The 21911-nt window shown below is 63.9% G+C and carries 21 protein-coding genes and 1 tRNA gene; 14 read left to right on the plus strand and 8 right to left on the minus strand.

Going from position 1 to position 21911, the window contains the following annotated elements; genetic code table 11:
• The first annotated feature begins 147 nt into the window (after positions 1 to 147).
• The 10 genes from O7B34_RS16670 to O7B34_RS16715 all read left to right on the plus strand — a co-directional run bounded on the left by O7B34_RS16670 (position 148) and on the right by O7B34_RS16715 (position 10166).
• Positions 148 to 2082 (plus strand): bifunctional 5-dehydro-2-deoxygluconokinase/5-dehydro-2-deoxyphosphogluconate aldolase, encoded by a 1935-nt coding sequence (locus O7B34_RS16670; RefSeq protein WP_337147083.1) that lies wholly within the window; start codon positions 148 to 150, stop codon positions 2080 to 2082.
• Positions 2083 to 2117: 35 nt separating this feature from the next.
• Positions 2118 to 3968: a 3D-(3,5/4)-trihydroxycyclohexane-1,2-dione acylhydrolase (decyclizing) gene (gene iolD, locus O7B34_RS16675; RefSeq protein ID WP_337147084.1), complete on the plus strand. Its 1851-nt coding sequence runs from the start codon at positions 2118 to 2120 to the stop codon at positions 3966 to 3968.
• Positions 3969 to 4084: 116 nt separating this feature from the next.
• Positions 4085 to 5002 carry a myo-inosose-2 dehydratase gene (iolE, locus tag O7B34_RS16680; RefSeq protein ID WP_337147085.1) on the plus strand — a complete coding sequence of 306 codons (918 nt, stop codon included), beginning with the start codon at positions 4085 to 4087 and terminating at the stop codon, positions 5000 to 5002.
• 63 nt (positions 5003 to 5065) lie between these two features.
• Positions 5066 to 5278 carry a DUF3329 domain-containing protein gene (locus tag O7B34_RS16685; protein WP_337147086.1) on the plus strand — a complete coding sequence of 71 codons (213 nt, stop codon included), beginning with the start codon at positions 5066 to 5068 and terminating at the stop codon, positions 5276 to 5278.
• Between the two features lie 212 nt (positions 5279 to 5490).
• The gene (iolB, locus tag O7B34_RS16690) at positions 5491 to 6303 is read left to right on the plus strand and encodes a 5-deoxy-glucuronate isomerase (RefSeq protein ID WP_337147087.1); all 813 of its coding nucleotides are present in this window, start codon (positions 5491 to 5493) and stop codon (positions 6301 to 6303) included.
• 254 nt (positions 6304 to 6557) lie between these two features.
• Entirely contained in the window at positions 6558 to 7265 is a 708-nt protein-coding gene (locus O7B34_RS16695) for a DUF1045 domain-containing protein (protein ID WP_337147088.1), read from the plus strand.
• A 35-nt stretch (positions 7266 to 7300) separates the two neighbouring features.
• A complete protein-coding gene (locus tag O7B34_RS16700; RefSeq protein WP_337147089.1) occupies positions 7301 to 8440 on the plus strand; it encodes an alpha-D-ribose 1-methylphosphonate 5-triphosphate diphosphatase in 1140 nt (379 codons plus the stop codon).
• Positions 8437 to 9066, plus strand: coding sequence for a phosphonate metabolism protein/1,5-bisphosphokinase (PRPP-forming) PhnN (phnN, locus tag O7B34_RS16705; RefSeq protein ID WP_337140914.1), 630 nt, complete (start codon positions 8437 to 8439; stop codon positions 9064 to 9066). Before O7B34_RS16700 ends, phnN begins: the two co-directional genes overlap by 4 nt.
• Positions 9067 to 9198: 132 nt before the next feature.
• On the plus strand, positions 9199 to 9954 hold the full coding sequence (locus O7B34_RS16710; protein WP_337147090.1) for a COG4280 domain-containing protein: 756 nt from the start codon (positions 9199 to 9201) through the stop codon (positions 9952 to 9954).
• On the plus strand, positions 9951 to 10166 hold the full coding sequence (locus tag O7B34_RS16715; RefSeq protein WP_337147091.1) for a hypothetical protein: 216 nt from the start codon (positions 9951 to 9953) through the stop codon (positions 10164 to 10166). The genes O7B34_RS16710 and O7B34_RS16715 overlap by 4 nt, the downstream gene beginning before the upstream one ends.
• A 31-nt stretch (positions 10167 to 10197) precedes the next feature.
• On the opposite strand, the gene O7B34_RS16720 is transcribed toward O7B34_RS16715, so the two are convergent.
• From O7B34_RS16720 to O7B34_RS16730, 3 genes are all read right to left on the minus strand, one after another.
• On the minus strand, positions 10198 to 11193 hold the full coding sequence (locus tag O7B34_RS16720; protein ID WP_027142399.1) for an ABC transporter permease: 996 nt from the start codon (positions 11191 to 11193) through the stop codon (positions 10198 to 10200).
• 97 nt (positions 11194 to 11290) lie between these two features.
• A complete protein-coding gene (locus O7B34_RS16725) occupies positions 11291 to 12829 on the minus strand; it encodes a sugar ABC transporter ATP-binding protein (protein ID WP_337147121.1) in 1539 nt (512 codons plus the stop codon).
• A gap of 120 nt (positions 12830 to 12949) precedes the next feature.
• On the minus strand, positions 12950 to 13912 hold the full coding sequence (locus tag O7B34_RS16730) for a sugar-binding protein (RefSeq protein ID WP_337140906.1): 963 nt from the start codon (positions 13910 to 13912) through the stop codon (positions 12950 to 12952).
• A gap of 582 nt (positions 13913 to 14494) precedes the next feature.
• Between O7B34_RS16730 and O7B34_RS16735 the strand changes: the two genes are divergently transcribed.
• Positions 14495 to 15625: a LacI family DNA-binding transcriptional regulator gene (locus O7B34_RS16735; RefSeq protein ID WP_337147093.1), complete on the plus strand. Its 1131-nt coding sequence runs from the start codon at positions 14495 to 14497 to the stop codon at positions 15623 to 15625.
• Between the two features lie 93 nt (positions 15626 to 15718).
• Positions 15719 to 16519 carry a class I SAM-dependent methyltransferase gene (locus O7B34_RS16740; RefSeq protein WP_337147094.1) on the plus strand — a complete coding sequence of 267 codons (801 nt, stop codon included), beginning with the start codon at positions 15719 to 15721 and terminating at the stop codon, positions 16517 to 16519.
• 35 nt (positions 16520 to 16554) lie between these two features.
• Here O7B34_RS16740 and O7B34_RS16745 read toward each other — a convergent pair whose 3' ends face one another.
• The 3 genes from O7B34_RS16745 to O7B34_RS16755 form a co-directional block, all read right to left on the minus strand.
• On the minus strand, positions 16555 to 17040 hold the full coding sequence (locus tag O7B34_RS16745; RefSeq protein WP_337147095.1) for an SRPBCC family protein: 486 nt from the start codon (positions 17038 to 17040) through the stop codon (positions 16555 to 16557).
• Positions 17041 to 17042: 2 nt separating this feature from the next.
• Positions 17043 to 17354 (minus strand): ArsR/SmtB family transcription factor, encoded by a 312-nt coding sequence (locus tag O7B34_RS16750; protein WP_337147096.1) that lies wholly within the window; start codon positions 17352 to 17354, stop codon positions 17043 to 17045.
• A gap of 156 nt (positions 17355 to 17510) precedes the next feature.
• Positions 17511 to 18308: an SDR family NAD(P)-dependent oxidoreductase gene (locus O7B34_RS16755; protein WP_337147122.1), complete on the minus strand. Its 798-nt coding sequence runs from the start codon at positions 18306 to 18308 to the stop codon at positions 17511 to 17513.
• A 391-nt stretch (positions 18309 to 18699) separates the two neighbouring features.
• On the opposite strand from O7B34_RS16755, the gene tcmP reads away from it, so the two are divergent.
• The gene (tcmP, locus tag O7B34_RS16760; protein WP_337147097.1) at positions 18700 to 19644 is read left to right on the plus strand and encodes a three-Cys-motif partner protein TcmP; all 945 of its coding nucleotides are present in this window, start codon (positions 18700 to 18702) and stop codon (positions 19642 to 19644) included.
• Here tcmP and O7B34_RS16765 read toward each other — a convergent pair.
• Positions 19589 to 20353 carry a DUF5131 family protein gene (locus O7B34_RS16765; protein WP_337147098.1) on the minus strand — a complete coding sequence of 255 codons (765 nt, stop codon included), beginning with the start codon at positions 20351 to 20353 and terminating at the stop codon, positions 19589 to 19591. The genes tcmP and O7B34_RS16765 overlap by 56 nt on opposite strands.
• A gap of 157 nt (positions 20354 to 20510) precedes the next feature.
• Positions 20511 to 20587 (minus strand) — tRNA-Arg (locus tag O7B34_RS16770).
• Positions 20588 to 21050: 463 nt separating this feature from the next.
• On the opposite strand from O7B34_RS16770, the gene coxB reads away from it, so the two are divergent.
• Positions 21051 to 21896: a cytochrome c oxidase subunit II gene (gene coxB, locus O7B34_RS16775; protein ID WP_337147099.1), complete on the plus strand. Its 846-nt coding sequence runs from the start codon at positions 21051 to 21053 to the stop codon at positions 21894 to 21896.
• Positions 21897 to 21911: the final 15 nt, after the last annotated feature.

Here is a 21911-nt window from a genome sequence, read left to right on the forward strand (position 1 = left end):
AAAAAGGCAATTTTAGCCTAGGGAATGCTCATTCCATATTGACTATGGATTGGAATTATTATTTCATATTGCCGGCGCCACGCTGCCGCTCGCGCGTGTTACCCAAAACAATGTTGTCCATGACGACAAGACCGACGGGAGGTTCCAATGAGCGAAGCCGTGGACGCAAGACAGGCGCCGCTCGACGTCATCACCATCGGCCGCGCGTCCGTCGACCTCTATGGCCAGCAGATCGGCTCGCGGCTTGAGGACATCACCTCATTCGCCAAGTCGGTCGGCGGCTGCCCGGCCAACATCTCCGTCGGCACGGCGCGGCTCGGGTTGCGCTCGGCACTGCTGACGCGTGTCGGCGACGAGCAGATGGGCCGCTTCATCCGCGAACAGCTGAAGCGCGAAGGCGTCAATGTCGACGGGCTGAAGACCGACAAGGAGCGGCTGACCGCGCTGGTGCTGCTTTCGGTCGAGAGCGAAGGCGTTTCGCCGATGATCTTCTACCGCTCGGACTGCGCCGACATGGCGCTGGCCGAAGAGGACATCGACGAGGCGTTTATTTCCTCGGCCCGCGCGATCGTCGTCACCGGAACGCACTTTTCCCGCCCCAACAGCGACGCCGCCCAGCGCAAGGCGATCCGCATCATGAAGGCCAGGGGCGGCAAGGTGGTCTTCGACATCGACTACCGGCCGAACCTGTGGGGTCTCGCCGGTCATGCCGAAGGTTTCGAGCGTTATGTCAAATCGGACCGGGTCTCGGCCCAGTTGAAGACGGTGCTGCCCGATTGCGACCTCATCGTCGGCACCGAGGAAGAGATCATGATCGCGTCCGGCGCCGACGACTGCCTGAGCGCGCTGAAGGCGATCCGCGCCCTGTCCTCGGCGACCATCGTCTTGAAGCGCGGCGCCATGGGCTGCATCGTCTATGACGGGCCGATCAGCGACGATCTCGAGGACGGCATCGTCGGCGAGGGTTTCCCGATCGAGATCTACAACGTGCTGGGCGCCGGTGACGCCTTCATGTCGGGCTTGCTGCGTGGCTGGCTCGGCGGCGAAAGCCTTGCCACCGCGGCGACCTGGGCCAATGCCTGCGGCGCCTTCGCCGTGTCGCGGCTGCTCTGCGCGCCGGAATATCCGACCTTCGAGGAGCTGCAGTTCTTCCTCAAGAACGGCAGCAAGCATCGCGCGCTGCGCAAGGACGAGGCGATCAACCACATCCATTGGGCGACGACACGCCGGCGCGACATCCCCTCGCTGATGGCGCTCGCCTGCGATCACCGTGTGCAGCTCGAGGATGTAGCGGCCAAGACCGGCGCCGATCCGGCGCGCATACGCGACTTCAAGGTGCTGGCGGTCAAGGCAGCGGCCAAGGTCGCCGCCGGCCGCGACGGCTATGGCATGCTGATCGACGAGAAACATGGCCGCGAGGCGATGTTCGAGTTCGCCCGGCATCCCTTCGCCTGGCTTGGACGCCCGGTGGAACTGCCGGGCTCGCGGCCGCTGCGCTTCGAATTCTCGCAGGACATCGGCTCGCAGCTCACCGAATGGCCGGTCGATCACTGCATCAAGTGCCTGTGCTTCTACCATCCGGACGATCCGGCGGCCTTGAAGGAAGAACAGCAGCAGAAGCTGCGCGCGCTGTTCGAGGCCGCGCGCAAAGTCGGCCGGGAACTTCTCATCGAGATCATCGCCGGCAAGCATGGCAAGCTCGACGATACGACGATCCCGCGCGCGCTGGAGGAACTCTATGGGCTCGGCATCAAGCCCGACTGGTGGAAGCTCGAACCGCAGGCGTCGAGCGGCGCCTGGGCCAGGATCGAGGCGGTGATCCTGAAGCACGATCCCTGGTGCCGCGGCATCGTCCTGCTTGGCCTGGAAGCGCCGCAGGACGAACTGGAAGCGGCGTTCGCCGCCACCGCCAAGGCGCCCATCGTGAAAGGCTTTGCCGTCGGCCGCACCATCTTCGTCCATGCCGCCGAACAATGGCTGGCCGGCAAGATGTCGGATGAGGAGGCTGTCGCCGACATGGCCTCGCGCTTCGAACAACTGACCGAAGCGTGGCTTGCCGCGCGCGGCCGCAAGGCGGCATAACAAGGCGCTGCATAAGGACTGCGGAGGAAAACACCATGAGCAAGACAATCCGCCTGACGATGGCGCAGGCGCTGACCCGCTTCCTGTCCCGCCAGATGACCGAGATCGACGGCAAGACAACGCCGATCTTCGGCGGCGTCTGGGCGATCTTCGGCCATGGCAATGTCGCCGGCATCGGTGAGGCGCTCTATCAGGTGCGCGACGAACTGCCGACCTTCCGCGCCCACAACGAACAGGCGATGGCGCATGCGGCGATTGCCTATGGCAAGGCCAATTTCCGCCGTCGCTTCATGGCCGCGACCTCTTCGATCGGCCCCGGCGCGCTGAACATGGTGACGGCGGCGGCACTTGCCCACGTAAACAGGTTGCCCGTCCTGTTTTTGCCGGGCGATGTCTTCGCCAACCGCATTCCCGACCCCGTGCTGCAGCAGGCCGAGGATTTTTCCGACGGCACGGCGACGGTCAACGACTGCTTCCGGCCGGTGTCGCGCTATTTCGACCGCATCACGCGGCCAGAACAGATCATCCCGGCGCTCAATCGCGCGATGCAGGTGCTGACCGACCCGGCCGATTGCGGCCCGGTGACGCTGTCGCTCTGCCAGGATGTACAGGCCGAGGCTTATGACTACCCCGAGAGCTTCTTTGCCGAGCGGGTCTGGCGCCAGCGGCGGCCGCGTCCGGACCGCGGCGAACTGGCGGCCGCCGTCGCGGCACTCAAGGGCGCCAGGAAGCCATTGATCATTGCCGGCGGCGGCGTTCTCTATTCGCAAGCCTCCGATGAACTGGCCAAATTCGCGCAAGGCGCGGGCATTCCGGTCTGCGAGACGCAAGGCGGCAAGTCCTCGCTGCCGGACGGTCACAGGCTCAACATGGCGGCGGTCGGCGTCACCGGCACCTCGGCCGCCAACCGGCTGGCGGAAGAGGCCGATGTGGTGCTCGCCATCGGCACGCGGCTGCAGGACTTCACCACCGGCTCGTGGGCGCTGTTCAAGAAGTCCGGCAAGACCATCATCGGGCTCAACGTGCAGCCTTTCGACGCCGGCAAACACCGGGCGCTGCCGCTGGTCGCCGACGCGGCCGAAGGGCTCGCCGAACTCGGCGCCGCGCTGCAAGGCTGGAAGGCGCCTGACGCCTGGACCGACAATGCGGCCACCGGCAAGAAAGCCTGGCAGGCCGATGCGGCCAAGGTGACGGCCTCGACCAATGCCGCTTTCCCCTCCGATGCGCAGGTGATCGGCGCCGTGCAGCGCGCGATGGGCTCTGGCGTGACGCTGCTGCACGCGGCAGGCGGCCTTCCCGGCGAATTGCACAAGCTCTGGCAAGCGGGCGCGCCCGGCTCCTACCATGCCGAATACGGCTTCTCGACCATGGGCTACGAAATCGCCGGCGGGCTCGGCACCAAGATGGCCAAGCCCGACGAGGAGGTCGTGGTCATGATCGGTGACGGCTCCTATCTGATGCTGAATTCCGAGATCGCCACCTCGGTGATGCTCGGTTTGAAACTGACCATCGTGCTGCTCGACAACAGGGGTTTTGGCTGCATCAACCGGCTGCAGATGGCGACCGGCGGCGCGAACTTCAACAATCTCCTGAAGGACTCGCGCCACAATATTTTGCCCGACATCGACTTCGCCGCGCACGCGGCGAGCATGGGGGCGATCGCCGAGAAGGTGCCGTCGATCGCCGAGCTGGAAAACGCGCTGCAGAAGGCCAGGAAGAACGACCGCACCACCGTGCTGGTCATCGACACCGATCCGCTGGTTTCCACCGACGCCGGCGGTCACTGGTGGGACGTGGCGGTGCCGGAAGTGTCGGCGCGCAGCCAGGTGAACGCGGCGCGCAAGGCCTATGATGAGAAACGGCGGATGCAGACCATCGGCGATTGATGTCGGCGCCGAGGCTCCTCCCTTCTCCCCGTTTACGGGGAGAAGGTGCCGGCAGGCGGATGAGGGGCGGCTCCAACGAACAAGAATTGAACTGTTTTTAGCACCGGAGTGACGACTTGAAAGCCAAACTGGGCATGTCCCCCATTGCATGGTGGAACGACGATCTTGCCGAACTCAGCGATGACGTGTCGCTGGAGGAATGTCTGCGCCAGTCGCGCTCTGCCGGCTTCACCGGCATGGAGATGGGCCGCCGCTTCCCCAACGATCCCACTATCATGCTGCCGATCCTGAAGGCCGCCGACGTGACGCTCTGCGGCGGCTGGTTCTCGGGCACGCTGGTCGACGAGGAGATGACTGCCAACAAGGACCGCATCCAGCCGATGATCGACCTGTTCAAGGCGGTCGACGCGCCTTGCATCGTCTATGGCGAGGTCGGCCGCTCGATCCAGGGCGACCGCTCCAAGCCGCTCGCCACCAAGCCGAAGCTCACCAGTGATGAGATGAAAGCCTACGCGCGGCGCCTGACGGAATTCGGAGAATGGTGTGCCGAGCAAGGCATGCCGCTTTCCTATCACCATCACATGGCGGCTGTGGTCGAGACCGAGCGGGAGCTCGATGCCTTCATGCGCCTTTCCGGCGAAGGCATCCCGCTGCTGCTCGATGCCGGACACCTCGCGTTTGCCGGCGGCGACGTGCTGCGCGCCATCGACAACCATCATAAGCGCATCAGCCATGTCCATGTGAAGGATGTGCGCATGGATGTGATCGACAAGCTCGACCGTACGAAGCAGTCCTTCCTCGACGCCGTGGCGCTCGGCGCCTTCACCGTGCCGGGCGACGGTTCGCTCGATTTTGGCGCCATCGTGCAGCGCTTCGCGGACCATGGCTATGAAGGCTGGTTCGTGGTCGAGGCCGAGCAGGATCCCAGGAAGAACCCGCCGCTCAAGATGGCGCAGGTCGGCTACAAGGAGCTGATGCGGGTGATGACGGATGCCGGCTACACCGTCGAGACCCAAGGCTTTCCGAGTGCCTGAAGGCTGGATTCACGGTGACGCGCGGTCTATCTGAGGACAGATTGCTGAGTTACGGATGGCACGATGAAAGATTATGAACACCCGTTCTTCCGCCCGCTTTGGCGGCGCATCGCCGTCGTCGCCGTCTGCCTGATCTGGTCGGTGATCGAATTCGCGTCCGGCACGCCGTTCTGGGGCGTGATCGCGCTCGGTTTCGCCGGCTACGGCGCCTGGCAGTTTTTTTATCTCTACAAGCCGGCTGAAGCAAAAGAGGCCGAGCCCGAACCGAAGGAGTGACTGGTCGCGTAGGCGATTAGCTTGCAGCGCCTCTCGCTTCGTCATCCTGGGGTCTCCGCGACGGAGCTTCGCTCCTGCTTCGCCCCAGGATGACGAAGTTGAGAGGGCCTCGGCCAATCTGAGGCGTCTGCGATGATCCTTTTGAACAACCGGTGAAATCGTCGGCCTGGACAAGCTGCAACCCGTCAAGCCACTGGAATAGGAGAGACAAAATGTCCAAACTGCTCGTCAAAGCCGACAAGGGCCATGGCCGCGTCGCGCATGTGACGCCGAAAAGCGCCGGCTGGACTTATGTCGGTTTCGACCTGCATCGGTTGAAACCAGGCGAAAGCGCCTCGGGAAAGATGGACGACCGTGAGGTCTGCCTGGTGTTCGTGACCGGCAAGGGTACCGCGACAGCCGCCGGCAAGGATCTCGGCCTGCTCGGCGAGCGCATGTCGCCTTTCGAGGGCAAGCCGTGGTCCGTCTACGTGCCGCAGGGATCGGACTGGTCGGTGACGGCCGATTCCGAGCTGGAACTTGGCGTGTGCTCGGCGCCCGGCCTTGGCGGTGGCCTGCCGGTTCGGGTGATCGGACCGGACGATCTCGGCCAGGAGGTGCGGGGCAAGGGCACCAACACGCGCTATGTCACCAACATACTGCCGGAAGGCCAGCCCGCCGACTCATTGCTGGTGGTCGAGGTCATCACGCCCGGCGGCCACACGTCGAGCTACCCGCCGCACAAGCACGACCAGGACAACCTGCCCGCTGAATCCTATCTAGAGGAGACCTACTACCATCGCCTCAACCCGCCGCAGGGCTTTGCCTTCCAGCGCGTCTATACCGACGCCGACAAGGATGGCCGGCGCGCGCTGGACGAAGCCATGGCGATCGAGGACGGCGACGTGGTGCTGGTGCCCAAGGGCTATCACCCCTGCGCCGCCTGCCACGGCTATGACCTCTATTATCTCAATGTGATGGCCGGGCCGAAGCGGACGTGGAAATTCCACAATGCGCCCGAGCACGAATGGCTGATGAAGGCCTGACCGTCCTGCGGTTCCGGCTGAACCTATTGGTCCAGCTCGGGAAAATCGTCGGCTAACGACCCTGAGGCTCGATTTGCCTTCGAAAACCCTTCAAAGCTTCGTCAATCCGTCATGGAAATCACCTATGGCAACGGTTCCAGTGCATGTCGCCCAAAAGTGCGTAGCGGTTTTGGGATGACGACTTGCACCAAATGAAGACGTAAAGCGCGTCGCTCCCTCACTTCAAACGCGGCGCGCTTTAACGAGGACTTCCCATGCGTTATGCCATTTATTTCACTCCCCGGCAGGACGAGCCGCTGGCGCGCATCGCCGCCAACTGGCTGGGCCGCGACCCGTTCGGTGCCGCGACCAGGCCTGTTGAGGCCGTTGCCGACTTGTCGGCGGCGGAAGTGGCCTTCCACACCGCTTCGGCGCGCCGCTATGGTTTCCACGCCACGCTGAAAGCGCCCTTCCACCTGGCTGCCACCGAGACCGAGGCTTCGCTGCGCGCGGCGCTCGACCGTTTTGCCGAAGCAACGCCTGTCGTGACGATCCCGCGCCTTGTCGTCAGCCAGATCGACGGCTTCTTCGCGCTGGTGCCGGATGGTGCGCTGCCTCCGCTCAACCGCTTCGCCGACGACGTCGTGCGCGATTTCGACCGGTTTCGGGCGCCGTTGAGCGAGGCCGAGATCGAGCGGCGCAGTCCGGATTCGCTGAAGCCGGCCGAGTTTCGCAATCTCTGCCAATGGGGTTACCCCTATGTCTTCGAGACCTTCCGCTTCCACATGACCCTGTCCGGCCGGGCCGGACCGCAGGAAAGCCCTCGTCTGCGCGCGGCGATCGACAGCCTTTTCGCCGATGTGTTGCGCCAGCCCGTGCTGGTGGATGCGCTGACATTGTTTGTCGAACCCGAACCCGGTGCGCCGTTCATGGCGCTTTCCCAGCACGCGCTCGGACGCCGCCCAGCCCGGAAAATCGCCTGAACGAACCCGACTGCAAGAACCAAGGACTACCCGCAATGACCGTCGAAACTGTTCTTTCCAACGCCCGCATCGTTCTTGCCGACGAGATCGTCGAAGGTTCGCTGGTGCTGCGCGACGGCTTTATCGCCGGCATCGATGCTGGCACTGGCGGCATCGGCGAGGACACGGGCGGCGACTATATCATTCCCGGGCTGGTCGAACTCCACACCGATCATCTCGAAGGCCATTACGCGCCGCGCCCGAAAGTGCGCTGGAACCCGATCGCCGCGGTGCTTGCCCATGACGCGCAGGTCGCGACCGCCGGCATTACCACCGTGCTCGACGCGCTCCGCGTGGGCATGGACGAAGACGCCGACCTGACATTGGACGACATCCGCAAGCTGGCCGATGCGATCGAGGACAGCGTTGCGCAAGATCGTCTGCGGGCCGATCACTTCCTGCATCTTCGCTGCGAGGTTTCAGCGCCGGATTGCCTCAAGGCATTCGCCAATTTCGACGGCGACGAGCGGGTCAGGCTGGCATCGCTGATGGACCATGCGCCGGGCCAGCGCCAGTTCGTCAATCTGGAAACCTATGCCTACTACTACCAGCGCAAGCTGAAACTCTCGGATCGGGATTTCCAGAAATTCTGCGAGAAGCGGATGACCGAATCGGCGCAGAATTCGGCGCCGAACCGTGTTTACATCGCCGCCGCCTGCCAGGAGCGCGGCATCGTGCTCGCCAGCCACGACGACGCCACGTCGGCCCATGTCGACGAGGCCATCGAGCAGGGCGTGCGGGTGGCCGAGTTCCCGACCACCGAGGAAGCGGCGCGGGCCTCGAAGGCCGCCGGGCTCGGCGTGCTGATGGGCGCGCCCAATGTCATGCGCGGCGCCTCGCACTCGGGCAATGTTTCGGCCCGCACCTTGGCCAGCGACGGCCTGCTCGACATCCTGTCCTCCGATTACATCCCCTTCAGCCTGATCCAGTCGGCCTTCTTCCTCGGTGACATGGTCGAAGGCATTTCGCTGCCGCAGGCCGTCGCCATGGTTTCGAAGAACCCGGCGCAGGCCGTCGGCCTTGACGACCGCGGCGTCATCGAGCAGGGACGCCGCGCCGATCTGGTGCGCGTGCGCGTCGACGATCATGTTCCGGTTGTACGCACCGTCTGGCGGCAGGGACGGAGGGTGGCATGATGGTGTCTGCCTCGATCGAGCGCGAACTGTCCGCCGAGACCTTTCCGATCCGTCACGGCGTCTTTGTCGCTGTCGTGGGCCCGAGCGGTGCCGGCAAGGACACGGTGATCGGCTATGCCAAGGCGCTTTTCGCCGCCGAGACGCAGCTGGAGTTCGTGCGCCGCGTCATCACCAGGCCGAGCGACGCGGCGAGCGAGGATCACGATACGCTGGCCGACGCCGCCTTCGCCGAGGCCGATGCCGACGGCGCCTTCGCCATCTCCTGGGAAGCGCATGGCCTGCACTATGGCCTGCCTGCCGATGTCGACTGGTCCGTCTCCAATGGGCACGTCGCCGTGGCCAACGTGTCGCGCGCGATCATCCCCACCTTGCGCGAACGCTATGCCAATCTGGCGATCGTCGAAATCACCGCTTCGCCCGAGGTGCTGGCGGAACGGCTGGCGATGCGCGGCCGCGAGTCGCGCGGCGAGGTGCTGGCGCGGCTGGCGCGTAGCGCCAATGTGACCCTGTCCGGCCCTGGCGTCACGTCGATCGACAATAGCGGCCCGCGCGAGGTGGCCGGCGAGCGCTTCGCCGAGCTGCTGCGCAAGGCAATGGCCTTTTCCGACATGTCGGGCCTGATCTGATCGAGGCCCGTTTCACCCGCCTGCTTGCGCTGCCGCCGGAACGCTTGGGGATGCTGGCCGCATAGGGTGATTCTGGATTACGATCCGGAAATTCGCCCCGGGAATCAGGGTCGAGCCAGACAGGAAGCCTTGATGCAGACACTGACACCCATCCTCTCGACAGTCACGGCGGCATTTCTCGCCTCCCTCGTCGAGGTCGTCGAAGCCTTCACCATCGTGCTGGCGGTCGGGGTGACACGCAGCTGGCGTCCGGCACTGACGGGCGCCGCGCTGGCGCTGGCGCTGCTGGCGGCGCTGGTGCTGGCGTTCGGGCCGCTGCTGGCGCTGGTGCCGATCACGACGCTGCAGTTCGCCGTCGGGGTGCTGCTGATCCTGTTCGGCATGCGCTGGCTGCGAAAGGCCATCCTGCGCAGCGTCGGCGTCATCGCCCTGCATGACGAGGAGGCGGCCTTCGCCAAGGAAACCGCGGCGCTGCACCGGCAGGCCGCCGACCGGCGCGCCGACTACCTCGCCGGACTGGCCTCCTTCAAGGCGGTGCTGCTCGAGGGCGTCGAGGTGGTGTTCATCGTCATCGCTGTCGGCGCCGCGCATGGACAGACATTTTACGCCAGCATGGGCGCGCTGGCCGCTTTCATCCTGGTGATGCTTGTCGGTCTGGCGGTTCACCGGCCCCTGGCGCGCGTGCCCGAGAATGCGCTGAAATTCGTGGTCGGCCTGATGCTGACCAGCTTTGGCATCTTCTGGACCGGCGAGGGGATCGGCGCCGACTGGCCGGGTGCCGATCTTGCCCTGCTCGCCATCTTCGCCATCGTCGCTCTGGCGTCCCTCGCCATGGTGCGTTGGTTGCGCGGCACCCATCCGACAGCAGCCGGAGGGCTCGCCCGATGAACGTCCTTCGTCGCGTCGCCAGGGAATTCTTCGGCATGTTCGTCGATGACGGCAGTCTGGCGCTGCTGGCGCTGGTCCTGGTGGCCGCCGTTACCGCGGGGGTGAAGCTGCTCGCACTGCCGCCGCTGCTTGGCGGTGGGCTGCTGCTGGTCGGCTGCCTTGCCATCCTTTTGCAAAGCGTTCGCCGCGCCGCGCGCGAGGGCGGTAGGTAGTTAAGTCAAGGCCGCATGGGCGGGATGGGCGTTATTCCGCAGCCGCGCCGACCGCGCCCTTGCGGGCGGCATCGACCATCCGCCGCCGCGCCCGGAACACGCCCCATTGCTGGTCGACCAGCACGCCGATGAGGATGACGCCACCCATCACCGCGAAGTTGAGCGAGGAGGGAATGCCGAGCAGGTTGACCAGGTTCTGCAATTCCTGCAGCAGCACCGTGCCGAGGATGACGCCGATCAGCGAGCCCTCGCCGCCGCGCAGCGAGAAGCCGCCGAGCACGGCGGCCGCAATGGCGTAGAGCTCGTAGAACTGGCCGTGGCTCGCCGGCGAGATCGAGCGCGTATACATGGCGAAATAGATCGCCGACAGGGCGGTGAGCACGCCGCAGATGACGTAAGCCGCCATGACGACGCGCCCGGTGCGAATGCCGGAATATTTCGCCGCCTCCTCGTTCTTGCCGATGGCGTAGAGATAGCGCCCGAACACCGAGCGGTGCAGCACCACCCACATGACGATGGCGATGACGATCAGCGCGAAGAAGGAGTTCGGCACGCCCCAGGAGCGGCCAGCGGTCAGGAATTCGAGCGTTGGGAAATTCTGGCCGAAGGCGAAGCCCGCCGTGCCGTCGGCGGTGTAGAAGCGCGCGACGCCACGGTAGATCAACAGGCCGCACAAGGTGACGACGAAGGGCTGCAGCTTGAGCCGCGTGATCAGCCAGCCATGCGCCAGCCCGATGATGGCGCCGAGCACCAGGATCAGCACGATGGCGATCGGCCATCCCATGCCGCGCACGGCGATGAAGTCGATGAACAGCGTCCCTAGCAACGCGACGACGGAGCCGACGGACAGCTCGATGCCGCCGGTGATGATGACGAAGGCCTGCCCTATCGACAGGATACCAAACAGACCGATGAGGTTCGAGGTGTTGGCGAGATTGATCGGCAGGAGGAAGCGCGGATTGATGATGGCAACGATCGCCCCGACCACCAGGATCAGGATCAGCAGGCCGAGATCTTTCTTTGTCATCGTCGTCTCCGCTTAGCTAAAGCGCGTCGCGCGCTTCAGCTCTTTGTTTATGCATGCCGTTACCGCAAAACCGAGGGTCACTTTTGCGCGGCATGCATTAGTTTGCCGGCTTGCCCACCGCCAGCAAAAGCACGTTTTCCTGGCTGAACTGATCCTTGTCGAGAATGCCCGAGATCTGGCCCTCATGCATGACGGCGATACGATCGGAGACGCCGATCACCTCTTCCATGTCGCTGGAGATCATCAGCACGGCGACGCCGGCGTCCGCCAGCGCCCGCATCAGCCCGTAGATCTCCGCCTTGGCGCCGATGTCGATGCCGCGCGTCGGCTCGTCGAGGATCATCACCTTCGGGTTCATGGCGAGCCATTTGCCGAGCACGACTTTTTGCTGGTTGCCGCCCGACAGCGTGCCGGTGCGCGTCTGCACCGAAGGCGCCTTGATGCCGAGATTCTTCTTTTGCATCTCGGCGGTAGCGACTTCCGCGCTGTTGGAGACCAGCGAGCGCCTGGCATGCGCCGGCAAATTGGGGAGTGAAATATTCTGGGCGATCGACAGGTCGAGCAGGATGCCGGTCAGCTTGCGGTCTTCCGGCACGAGGAAAATGCCTTGCGCGACGGCATCGGCGGCACTCGCCAGCGCCAGCGGCTTGCCGTTGAGTTCCAGCGTGCCGCCAAGGCTGGCTTCGATGCCGAAGAACACCCGCGCCAGTTCGGTGCGGCCGGAGCCGACGAGGCCGGCAAGGCCGAGGATTTCGCCACGCCTGACGTCGAGATCGACCGGCCGGCTGGGATAGGTGGGGGTGCGGACGGCCTTGGCCGACAGCGCCACGGCGCCCGGCGCCCGCCCCGCCTCGGAGGCCTTTTCACGTTCCTTCAGCATGCGGCCGATCATCAACTTGACCATCTGGTCGTGGTTGATGTCGCGCTTGCCAAGCGTGCCGGCCAGCATGCCGTCGCGCAGCACGACGACCCGGTCGGCGACGCGCTCGATCTCGTGCAGGCGGTGCGAGATGAAGATGACGCTGATGCCGTCAGCCTTTAGTGCCTTGATGACGTCGAGCAACTTGTCGGTCTCGGCGAGCGGCAGGCTCGATGTCGGCTCGTCGAGGATCACCAGTCTTGCCTTGATCGACAGCGCCTTGGCGATCTCGACCATCTGCTGCTGCGCCAGCGACAGATCCGCGACCTGTGTGTCGGCGGAGAAATTGGCGCCGACGCGCTTCAGCAGCGGCGCCACCATTTCGCGCAGTTTCGCGCGGTCGACCAGCCTCAGCGGCCCGGCGCGCAGCGGTTCGCGGCCGAAGAAGATGTTGGCGGCGACGTCGAGATTTTCGAATAGGTTGAGTTCCTGGTGGACGAAGGCGATGCCGGAACCAAGGCTGCCTTCGACCGTCAGGTCCTTATGGGCGGTGCCGTCGACGGTGATGGTGCCGGTATCCGGCGTGGTGACGCCGCCGAGGATCTTCATCAGCGTCGACTTGCCCGCGCCGTTCTCGCCGACCAGGCCGATGACCTCGCCCGGCCTGACCTCCATGGAAAACCCGTCGAGCGCCACGACGCCCGGATAGGTCTTGCGCACGTTCTCCAGGCTGAGGAACGGAGTGGTCGCCGCGATGGATGTGTCGGAATAATTCATCATGCCTGACAGCAGCCGGTGGGCCAAAACGGCCCGATCTGCAGACTGACGATCCCGGCAGGGTTCGTCAATGCGAACAGCCGGCTCAAGCGAGTTGAGCCGGCTGAACCGGGTGAAGCCTTAGTTTCCAGACATCGCCTTGAGATTGGCGGCATAGGCGTCGACATCATCCTTGCCGATGATCTTGGTCGGGATGATGATCAGATTGCCGGCCGGGATGCCCGATTTGTCGCCCTTAAGATAGGCGGCCATCAGCTTCATGCCCTGATAGGCCCATTCGAAGGGCTGCTGCACGACGGTGGCGGCAATGGTGCCTTCCTTGACGCCGCCCAGCGTGATCGGATCATCATCGAAGCCGACGACGGTGATCGAGCCGAGCTTGCCGGCATCGCGCAGCGCCTCATAGATGCGCGGCGTGTTGTAGGAGTAGAAGCCGACCATGCAGGTGACGTCGGGGCTGGCGACCAGCGCGTCTTCGACATTCTTCTTGGCGCGCGCCTGGTCGATGTCGTCGCCGCGGACGTCGACGAGCTCGATCTTGGTGCCGGCGAGGCCGTCCTTCATGCCCTGGATGCGCTCCTTGGCATTGTCGGCGCCGAGCAGGCCGACGAAGCCGAGACACTTGCCGCCGTCCGGCATCGCCTTCTTGGCGATTTCGGCCGCCTGCTTGCCGGCGTCGACATTGGACGAGCCGATATAGGCGACGCGCTTGGTCTGCGGAGCGTCGCTGTCGGTGGTGAACAGCGCCGTTTGCGAGGCGATCTTGTTCAGCCCATCGGTCGAGGTCTTGGGATCGACGGCCGAGACCATGATGCCTTTGACGCCGGCGGTCACCAGATCGTCCATCAGCCGCTGCTGGATGGCGACCGAGGACTGTTCGGGATATTTGAGTTCGAGCGTGTAGTCGGGCAGTTCGCCCTGCGCCTTCTTGACGCCGGCTTCGGCCGCTTTCCAGAAATCGGAAGCGCCGTTGACGACGAAGGCCAGCGTCGGCTTGTCGTCGGCGCGCGCGATGGCCGTCGCCGTCAGGCCGACAACCAGGGCCGCGGCGGCCACGGATGCATTGCGTATCAAGGATTTCATGTTCAACCTCCCGTTTTGGTCAGTCGCAGGACTGACCGGACTAGCTCACTAGAATGTCTTGCTCACTGGATTGTCTTGCACACTGGAATTGCCGTTTGCGGCTTGGACGCCCCTCCTCCCCAAGGGTTCCCGGCACTGAAAAGACTGGCGTCGGTCCCAGCCACGGCCACGGACTTTAGACAACCATTCTTCATTCGTAAATAGTCCGATTTGTCTGACATATCACATATGCGAGACAAAGTTAGCGGAGGCAAATGCCGCTCGCCATCGGGCCATTCACAGACGCTCCCACCACATCTGGGCCCGACCGGGCCGGATGCGATGGATTGACGGTACAGCGCATCCTTGTATTAGTAAATACTATTAGCAAAGGACCGATTTGATGGCGCGTCGATCCCTTGGCCGTGCGGAGCTGAAGCCGCGCGATCTTTGGAGTTGCGAGGCTTGCGCCTGCATGACGGATGGGTTTGCGAGGATGATAATAGTTATTAGTTCGGTCGATGTCCCCTTGGACTGGAAGCATCACGTCATCTTGTCGGCCCGGCGGGCCGCGGCTGGACAGGCCGGGGATTTGGGGGCGGCATGAGCGAGACGATGGACCGGACCATTGGGAAGCGCCGCAAGGCGGCGGCAAGGCCCAAGGGCCGCGTCACCATGACCGACATTGCGCGCGCCGCCGGCTGCTCGCAGGCGACGGTCTCCTTCGTGCTCAACAATTCGCCGGGCATTCGCCTGTCGCAGCAGACCCGCGAGCGGGTGATCGAGGCGGCGCGGGCGCTCGGCTACAGCGCCCCCGCCTTTTCGGCGCTGAAGCAACCGGTTGCAGCTTTCGAGGCCGCCGCCTTTGATGGACCCGCCTTCGATGGGCTAGACGGCGTGATCGGCTTTGCCGTCGACCAGCTCGCCACCAGCCCGGAGGCGGTCGTGGCCATCGAGGGCGCGCGGCAGGCCTCGTGGAATGCCGGCAACGTGCTTTTGGTGGCGCAGACCATGGGCGACGCCGTGATGGAGCCGCGCGCTATTTCAGCGCTGACCAGGCGGGGCATTTCAGCGCTGATCTACATGACCATCTTCACCCGCGAGATCACGGCGCCGGACTTCCTCTACGGCCTCGACATCCCTGTCATCCTGCTCAACTGCTACACGTCGGACTATGCCTTCCCGGCCGTGGTGCCCTCCGAGATCGCCGGCGGCCAGAACTCGACGCGGCACCTGATCAGCCACGGCCACCGCCGCATCGCCACCATCACGGGCGAACCCTGGATGCAGGCGGCGCAGGACCGACTGAAAGGCTACCGCCGCGCGCTCGCCACCGCCGACATCCCGTTCGACCCGGAGCTGGTGGTGGAGGGCGACTGGTCGGCCAGCGCCGGCTACGCCGCGACAGTGAAGCTGCTGACCCTGAAGGACCGCCCGACCGCCATCTTCTGCCAGAACGACCGCACCGCGATCGGCTGCTACGAAGCGCTGAAGGAAGCCGGCCTGCACATTCCCGCCGACTTCTCGGTCGTCGGCTACGACGACGAGGAAATCGCCCGGCATCTGTTCCCGCCGCTGACCACCTCGATCCTGCCGCATATGGCCATGGGCCAATGGGCGATCGAGCAGCTGGAGGCGCCGGCGCAGGTGGGCAGGGCGCGCTATCCCATCACCAAGCTGGAATGCCCGCTGGTCGAGCGGGAGAGCGTGGCGACGTTCAAGGGCGCCCCATAAACGCCGGCCTTTTCTCCGTCCCTCCGTGCTCACTGCGTCTTGGCTTCATCCTGATTGCAGTCTAGCCTGCGCCCACGGCTAGGAGAGGGGCATATGACATCGATTTTCACCGTTCATGACGCATCCGGCTATGAGCAGCTCATGGGCCGATGGAGCCGAAAGCTCGCGCCCGGCTTCATCGGCTTCGCCGGGCTCGCTCCCGGCGAAAAGATCCTCGACGTCGGCTGCGGCACCGGCAGCCTGACCTTCGAGCTGGCGAAATCCGCCGAGCTCGCGGCGATCACGGCAATCGACTTTTCGCCTGTTTTCGTCGAGGCGGCAAAGCGGCGCAACACCGATCCGCGCATCGAAATCAAGCAGGCGGACGCCACCGCCTTGCCGTTCGCCGACAATGCGTTCGACCGCGCGCTGGCGCTGCTGGTGCTTCACTTCGTGCCGGAAGCCGGCAAGGCGGTTGCCGAAATGCGCCGGGTAACGCGGCCGGGCGGCGTGGTCGCGGCCGTGGTGTGGGACCATCTCGGCGGCATGGCGGGCATGCGCATGATGATCGACACGGTGGCCGCGCTCAGCGAAGGCGGCCGCCAGCTGCGCAGCCGCTATTGCTTCCAGCCGATGATGCAGCCCGGCGAAATGAAGCGGACCTTCGTGGAACAGGGGCTGGCCGACGTGACCGAAACCGAGTTGATGATCCGCATGGATTACCAGGACTTCGCCGACTATTGGGCGCCGATATCGGCCGGCGAGGGCCCGCTCGGCAAATACATGACCACGCTGGAGGCAGCCGAGCGCGAGCGTACCGAGGCTGCCGTCCGCGATGCCTATCAGGCCGGGCGGCCGGACGGGCCGAGGTCGTTCGCCAATGTGGCCTGGGCGTGCAGGGGCGTTGTGCCCTGACCGCCCCTGCGGCGAAGCGCCTATAAAAGCCGCGGTCAGGCCCGCCGAGCGACCAGATCGACATAGCGCTGCAGATAGAGCGGCCAGCCCTGATCGCCGGCGACGCCGTCGCGGACGCCTTCCCAGCCCTGGCCATGGCGCTCCAGGTTCCGGTGCTCGATCTCGACGCGGGTGCGCTCAGCCGTTTCGGCTGTGAAACGCACCTCCCACTCGCTGGTCTTGGCCGGGTCGGTCTCGATGCGCCATTGCGGGCTGATGTCCCAGCTCAGGAGCACGCGGTTGGGCGGCTCATAGGCCAGCACGCGCGCCCAGCGGCACTCGCTGCCATCGACGCCGCGGTCATAGACGTGGCCGCCGACGCGAGGCTCGAACACCGTTTCGGCGATCTGGGCTGCAAGCAGGTTGTGCTCCGGCGGTTTGAAACTGCCGAAATCCTCGGTGAAAACCTTGAAGGCGCGCGCGATCGGCGCCTCGACCACCACGGATTGTTTTACCGACGCGATGGGGATCTGGGTGTTCATGGTCACTCCTCTGGTGGGGTCTCGACGGCCAGCTTGTAAGCCGCGAGCGTCTTGCTCCAGAACCGGTCGAGCCAGGCGCGCATCTGGCCAAGCCCGTGCGGATCGATGTGGTAGACGTTGCTGGCGCCCTTCGGCTCCGCGCGCACAAGCCGCGAATCCCGAAGCACCTTGAGATGCTGCGACACCGCGGACTGCGACACGCTGACCTGCCGCGTGACCTCCGCCACCGTGCGCGGCCGCTCCGCGATCAGCTCGAAAATCTGCCTTCGGGTCGGATCGCCCAGGGCGGCAAGCTGTGCGCTATCAATAGTCATGGCTTATGATTAGTGCAGACTGATGATTGAGTCAAGCGGGGTGCCAGCTGGGTCCAGTCTGGCGGCGAGGAACTTTCTCCCGAGAGAGACGGTTCAGTCCGGATGGAAGGAATTACGAAGCTTGAAGTCCACCCGGGCAGAAGGCTGGCCGCGCGCTTATCCCTTGCGTTCTTCAAGGCTGTTGCCGCCGTCGACCACCAGCAAGGCGCCGTTGATATAGCTGGCGCTCTCGGAGGCCAGGAACACGACCGCCGCCGCGACCTCATCGGGCCGGCCGGCGCGGCCCGGCGGTGCATGCAGGGCCGCTACCCGCTCCGCCTCGCTCGACGCGCCTGTCTCGATCCAGCCAGGCGCCACCGCATTGGCGGTGACGCCGTGGCGCGCCACTTCCAGCGCCAATGTCCGGGTCAGGCCGACCATCCCGGCCTTCGCCGCGGAATAGGCGGCGGTGCCCTGGTAGGAGACCAGCGGCCCGGTCACCGATGCGACGTTGACGATGCGCCCATAGCCCGCTTCGACCATCGCCGGCAGAAACGCCCTGGTGACGAGAAACGCGGTCTTCAGGCTGGTCTCGATGCCCTGGTCCCACTCGGCCTCGCTCATCGTCAGAAACGTCTTGTCGACGGACGGCGAGGCCAGCGATCCCATGCCGGCATTGTTGACCAGGATATCGACAGCGCCGACCTCGGCCCGCAGCCGCTCCACCTCCGCGGCAATGGTGAGATCGGCGACAGCGGCCGTGGCATCGATGCCCTCGCCCCGAAGCTCGCCAGCGCGCTCCATCACCCGCGCACTGGCGCCGGTCAGGAAAACCGCATGCCCGGCCCGGCCAAATTGCCGCGCAATGGCAAAGCCGATCCCGTCAAGAGCGCCGGCGCCGGTGATGAGGACACGCCTGGGGGGTGGTGGACAAGTGAGGCTCCTTGGGAGGGATCTATCGCTGCGCTGCTCGATAGCTCGGTGGAAGGGCCAACCGGCGATACTGGATGTAGCATATTTGGCCTCTAGTGAGATCGGTGACGGTTCGTTTCCAATGGAAGGATTGCCTTTCAGCCCTTTGCAAAGGAGAGCAAGGTGCCCTGAAAGGCGACATGAGGCGAGGCCGTTCGCGAATTGCGTTACCTGCCGTTCAAGCGCCTTCGGGCTGGCGTATTCCGCACGCTTCCGCAGCCGACCGCTCATTGCATTGAAGATTCGATATTCTTGCTTAGCTCGCGGTCCCCATAAGGGCGCCTGTCGGCTTGCCCCTGACGCCAACTCCGCCCGGTGCTTGCAGTCCACAACACTTGTGATGCATTCGGAAAAATAGTTAGATCAGCTAGAATCGAGAGGGGTGGGGCAAGACATGGCGCACAAATACGGGGGCCCGTGGTCGGAGATCAAACTAGACGCGGTAGAATACTACTTGAAATGCTACACAAAGGCCCTGACGTGGGCAAAGATGGACTTATGGTACATTGATGCGTTTGCGGGTTCTGGCGATCGGGAGGCGGAGCGCCAGGTCGGGGGCATCTTCGAGGGGCGCGAGATCGAAACCGTCATTGAAACTTTAGACGGTTCGGCGCGGCGCGGCCTCAAAATCGAGCCGCCGTTCAAACATTTTATTTTTATCGAAAAAGATCCTGATCGTGCGGCGGCGCTGGAATCTGTCCAGGCTGATTGGCCATATGCGGATATTCAAGTTCTTCGCGGTGACGCCAATAATGAATTGCTGGAGATCATCGGAAAAGCTCCCTGGACCAGCAAATCGCGCAGTCGCTCGCGCGGCGTCGTCTTTCTGGATCCCTTTTCCATGCAAGTCGACTGGTCGACCCTGAAAGCGCTCAGCCAAACTGAATGCCTTGATATATGGTATCTATTCAATGTTGCGGCTGTCACCCGGCAGTTGGCCCATGACTTAGCTGGGATCGGCAACAAGGAAGGCATGCTTGATCGCGTCCTCAGTCCGCGATGGCGGGATCTGTACGCCATGCAGCCGGAAAATCCTTCCGGGCAAACCGACATCTTCGCGAGCGTCTTTGATGCGCCTCAGAAACCCGCGACCGCTCAAAGAACCGTCAGCAAAAAGCAAATCGATCATTGGTTTGAAGGGCTGCTCAGGGAGACGTTCGCGTTTGTGTCGGAGTCGCTTCCAATCATGACCCCGCATGGCGGCCATACCTTTTCGTTGTTCTTGGCTGTGGCCAATCCTGACCCAAAGGCGACTGAGCTTGCCGAAAAATTTGTCCGCCATGTCAACCGGAAATATGCACCGAAGCCGCAGGCATCTCGTCATAGGTCCGGCCGTTGAGCGTGCGACCAGTCGCCTTCTTATTGCGACCGCCCCACTGTTTAAAGAAGAAGGCCGTGCCGGAACGCCGACACATCGTTTCAATTTCATCGACCCAGCGTGGGTCCATATAGCGCGAACTCGGCCCGGACTCGCCGCCAACGATAGCCCAATTAACATTGGTCAGATCGGCACCCGCAACCGAGCCTATTAGAGGTTCGAGCGAAACAAACCTGATAGCAGCAGGAACTTTGCGCAATTCGTCCAATCGATTGAGAACACGATTGTCCTCCACGCTTGTGCCGAGCCAGACATTTGGCAGCACCGGAAAGTCTCCGCGTGTCAGAACTTCCGCCATGCGCTCTGGCCGCTTGGTGAGAATTTGATAGGTATGCCGCGGCGTCTCATCCATTACAGTCCAAACTTGGCGAATGAAGTCGGGAGGCACATCGGCGTGAAACAGATCGGACATGGAATTGACAAAGACCCGACGCGGCTTGCTCCACGTCGCCGGCGTAGCGAGTGACTTCGGATCGAGCGTCACCTTCCCTGTCCATTTCGCGCGGCCGCCACTCTTGCGGGTCAGGCCGTGATATTTCTCCTGGCCCATCGCCTCAAGCCGAGCGGCCATGCGCATTGCATAGCAATTGGTGCAGCCCGCAGTCAGGATAGTGCAGCCTGCAACCGGGTTCCACGTCGCGTCGGTCCATTCGATCGAAGTTTCAGCCATAGGACGATTCTCCTAGTTATCGATCATGGTTAATCTGAGGTTATGAAATTTCCGTTTCGCTGGACGAGAAAGGGGCTCAATGGGCAAGTTATGTGGGAACAGCGCGCGGAGATGCCGCCGACAATATTCGCGATGCGGGCCAAGTTTTTTGATTTACTGGCGCACCCGACAGGATTCGAACCTGTGACCTCTGCCTTCGGAGGGCAGCGCTCTATCCAGCTGAGCTACGGGTGCTTTCAGGACGAGGAGTCCGGAAAACGAACCAGCCGGTGAACCGGCAAGTCACGGCTTCTTAGCGGAAGCGGGCGCGGGCTTCAACGGGCAATTGAGGATTGGAGATTTCCCCTCGTAAGGCGAGGACTTTGGCGCGTATGGCGCTCGCCCCTCCGTGTCCGTTTCGCCGAGCCACCTCGCCGGGGCGAGCCACGGGTCTTGCCCGTCCTTCGGAACCCCCACTCCGCGGGGGCGAGGAACCCCGAGCCTTTCCGAGGGCGCCGCGGCCCGCTTCTTGCGGTCAAGCCGCGCTGTCCCTCGCTGCCCGCCCGCTCTTCACCGTCCGCCGCGCGTGCGTCGCCCCGGCGAAGTATGACGTTCCCCCCGCCAGCCACATCCCCTAGTATTTCCGAAGTAAGTCGCGCATAATGGGCGCGGCCTTCCTGCGGGACAGAGTCCCTCGGAACGCCGGGAGGAACCGAGGATGGCCGTTGTGCTCGTACTCGTTCTGATTGTCGTCGGCTCGGTGCTGTTCCATGTGCTGAGCCCTTGGTGGTGGACGCCTATAGCCTCCAACTGGGGCTATATCGACAGCACTCTCGTCATCACATTCTGGATCACCGGGACGGTCTTCTCCGCTGTCGTGCTGTTCATGGCATATTGCGTGTACCGCTTCCGGCACAAGGAAGGGCAGAAGGCGCACTACGAGCCCGAAAGCAGGAGGCTCGAATCCTGGCTGACCGTGGTCACGGCCGTCGGCGTCGCGGCATTGCTGGCGCCTGGGCTGTTCGTGTGGAGCCAGTTCGTCACCGTTCCCAAGGACGCGACCGAGATCGAGGTCGTTGCGCAGCAATGGCAATGGAGCTTCCGCTTGCCTGGCGCGGACGGCAAGCTTGGCACCTCGAACGCCCGGCTCATCGGTTCCGAGAACCCGCTTGGCATCAATCCACAGGACCCGAACGGTCAGGACGATGTCGTCGTCGTGGCGACCGATCTGCATCTGCCGATCGGCAAGCCGGTCAAGGTGTTGCTGCGCTCGATCGACGTGCTGCACGATTTTTACGTGCCGGAGTTCCGCGCCAAGATGGACATGGTGCCCGGCACGGTCACCTATTTCTGGTTCACCCCCACCAAGACAGGGAGTTTCGAAGTTCTTTGCGCCGAGCTTTGCGGCGTCGGTCACGCCTTCATGCGCGGCGTCGTGAAGGTCGACACCCAAGAGGATTATCTGGCCTGGCTGCAGCAGCAGTCGACCTTCGCCCAGATGTCGGCACCCGCCAAGGTGGGTGTGCTTGCCGCACCGGCGACGGCACAGGCGAAGGCGGAGTAAGGCATTGATGAAACC

This window comes from Mesorhizobium sp. Cs1299R1N3, assembly GCF_037179625.1.
GTDB classification, from domain to species: domain Bacteria; phylum Pseudomonadota; class Alphaproteobacteria; order Rhizobiales; family Rhizobiaceae; genus Mesorhizobium; species Mesorhizobium salmacidum.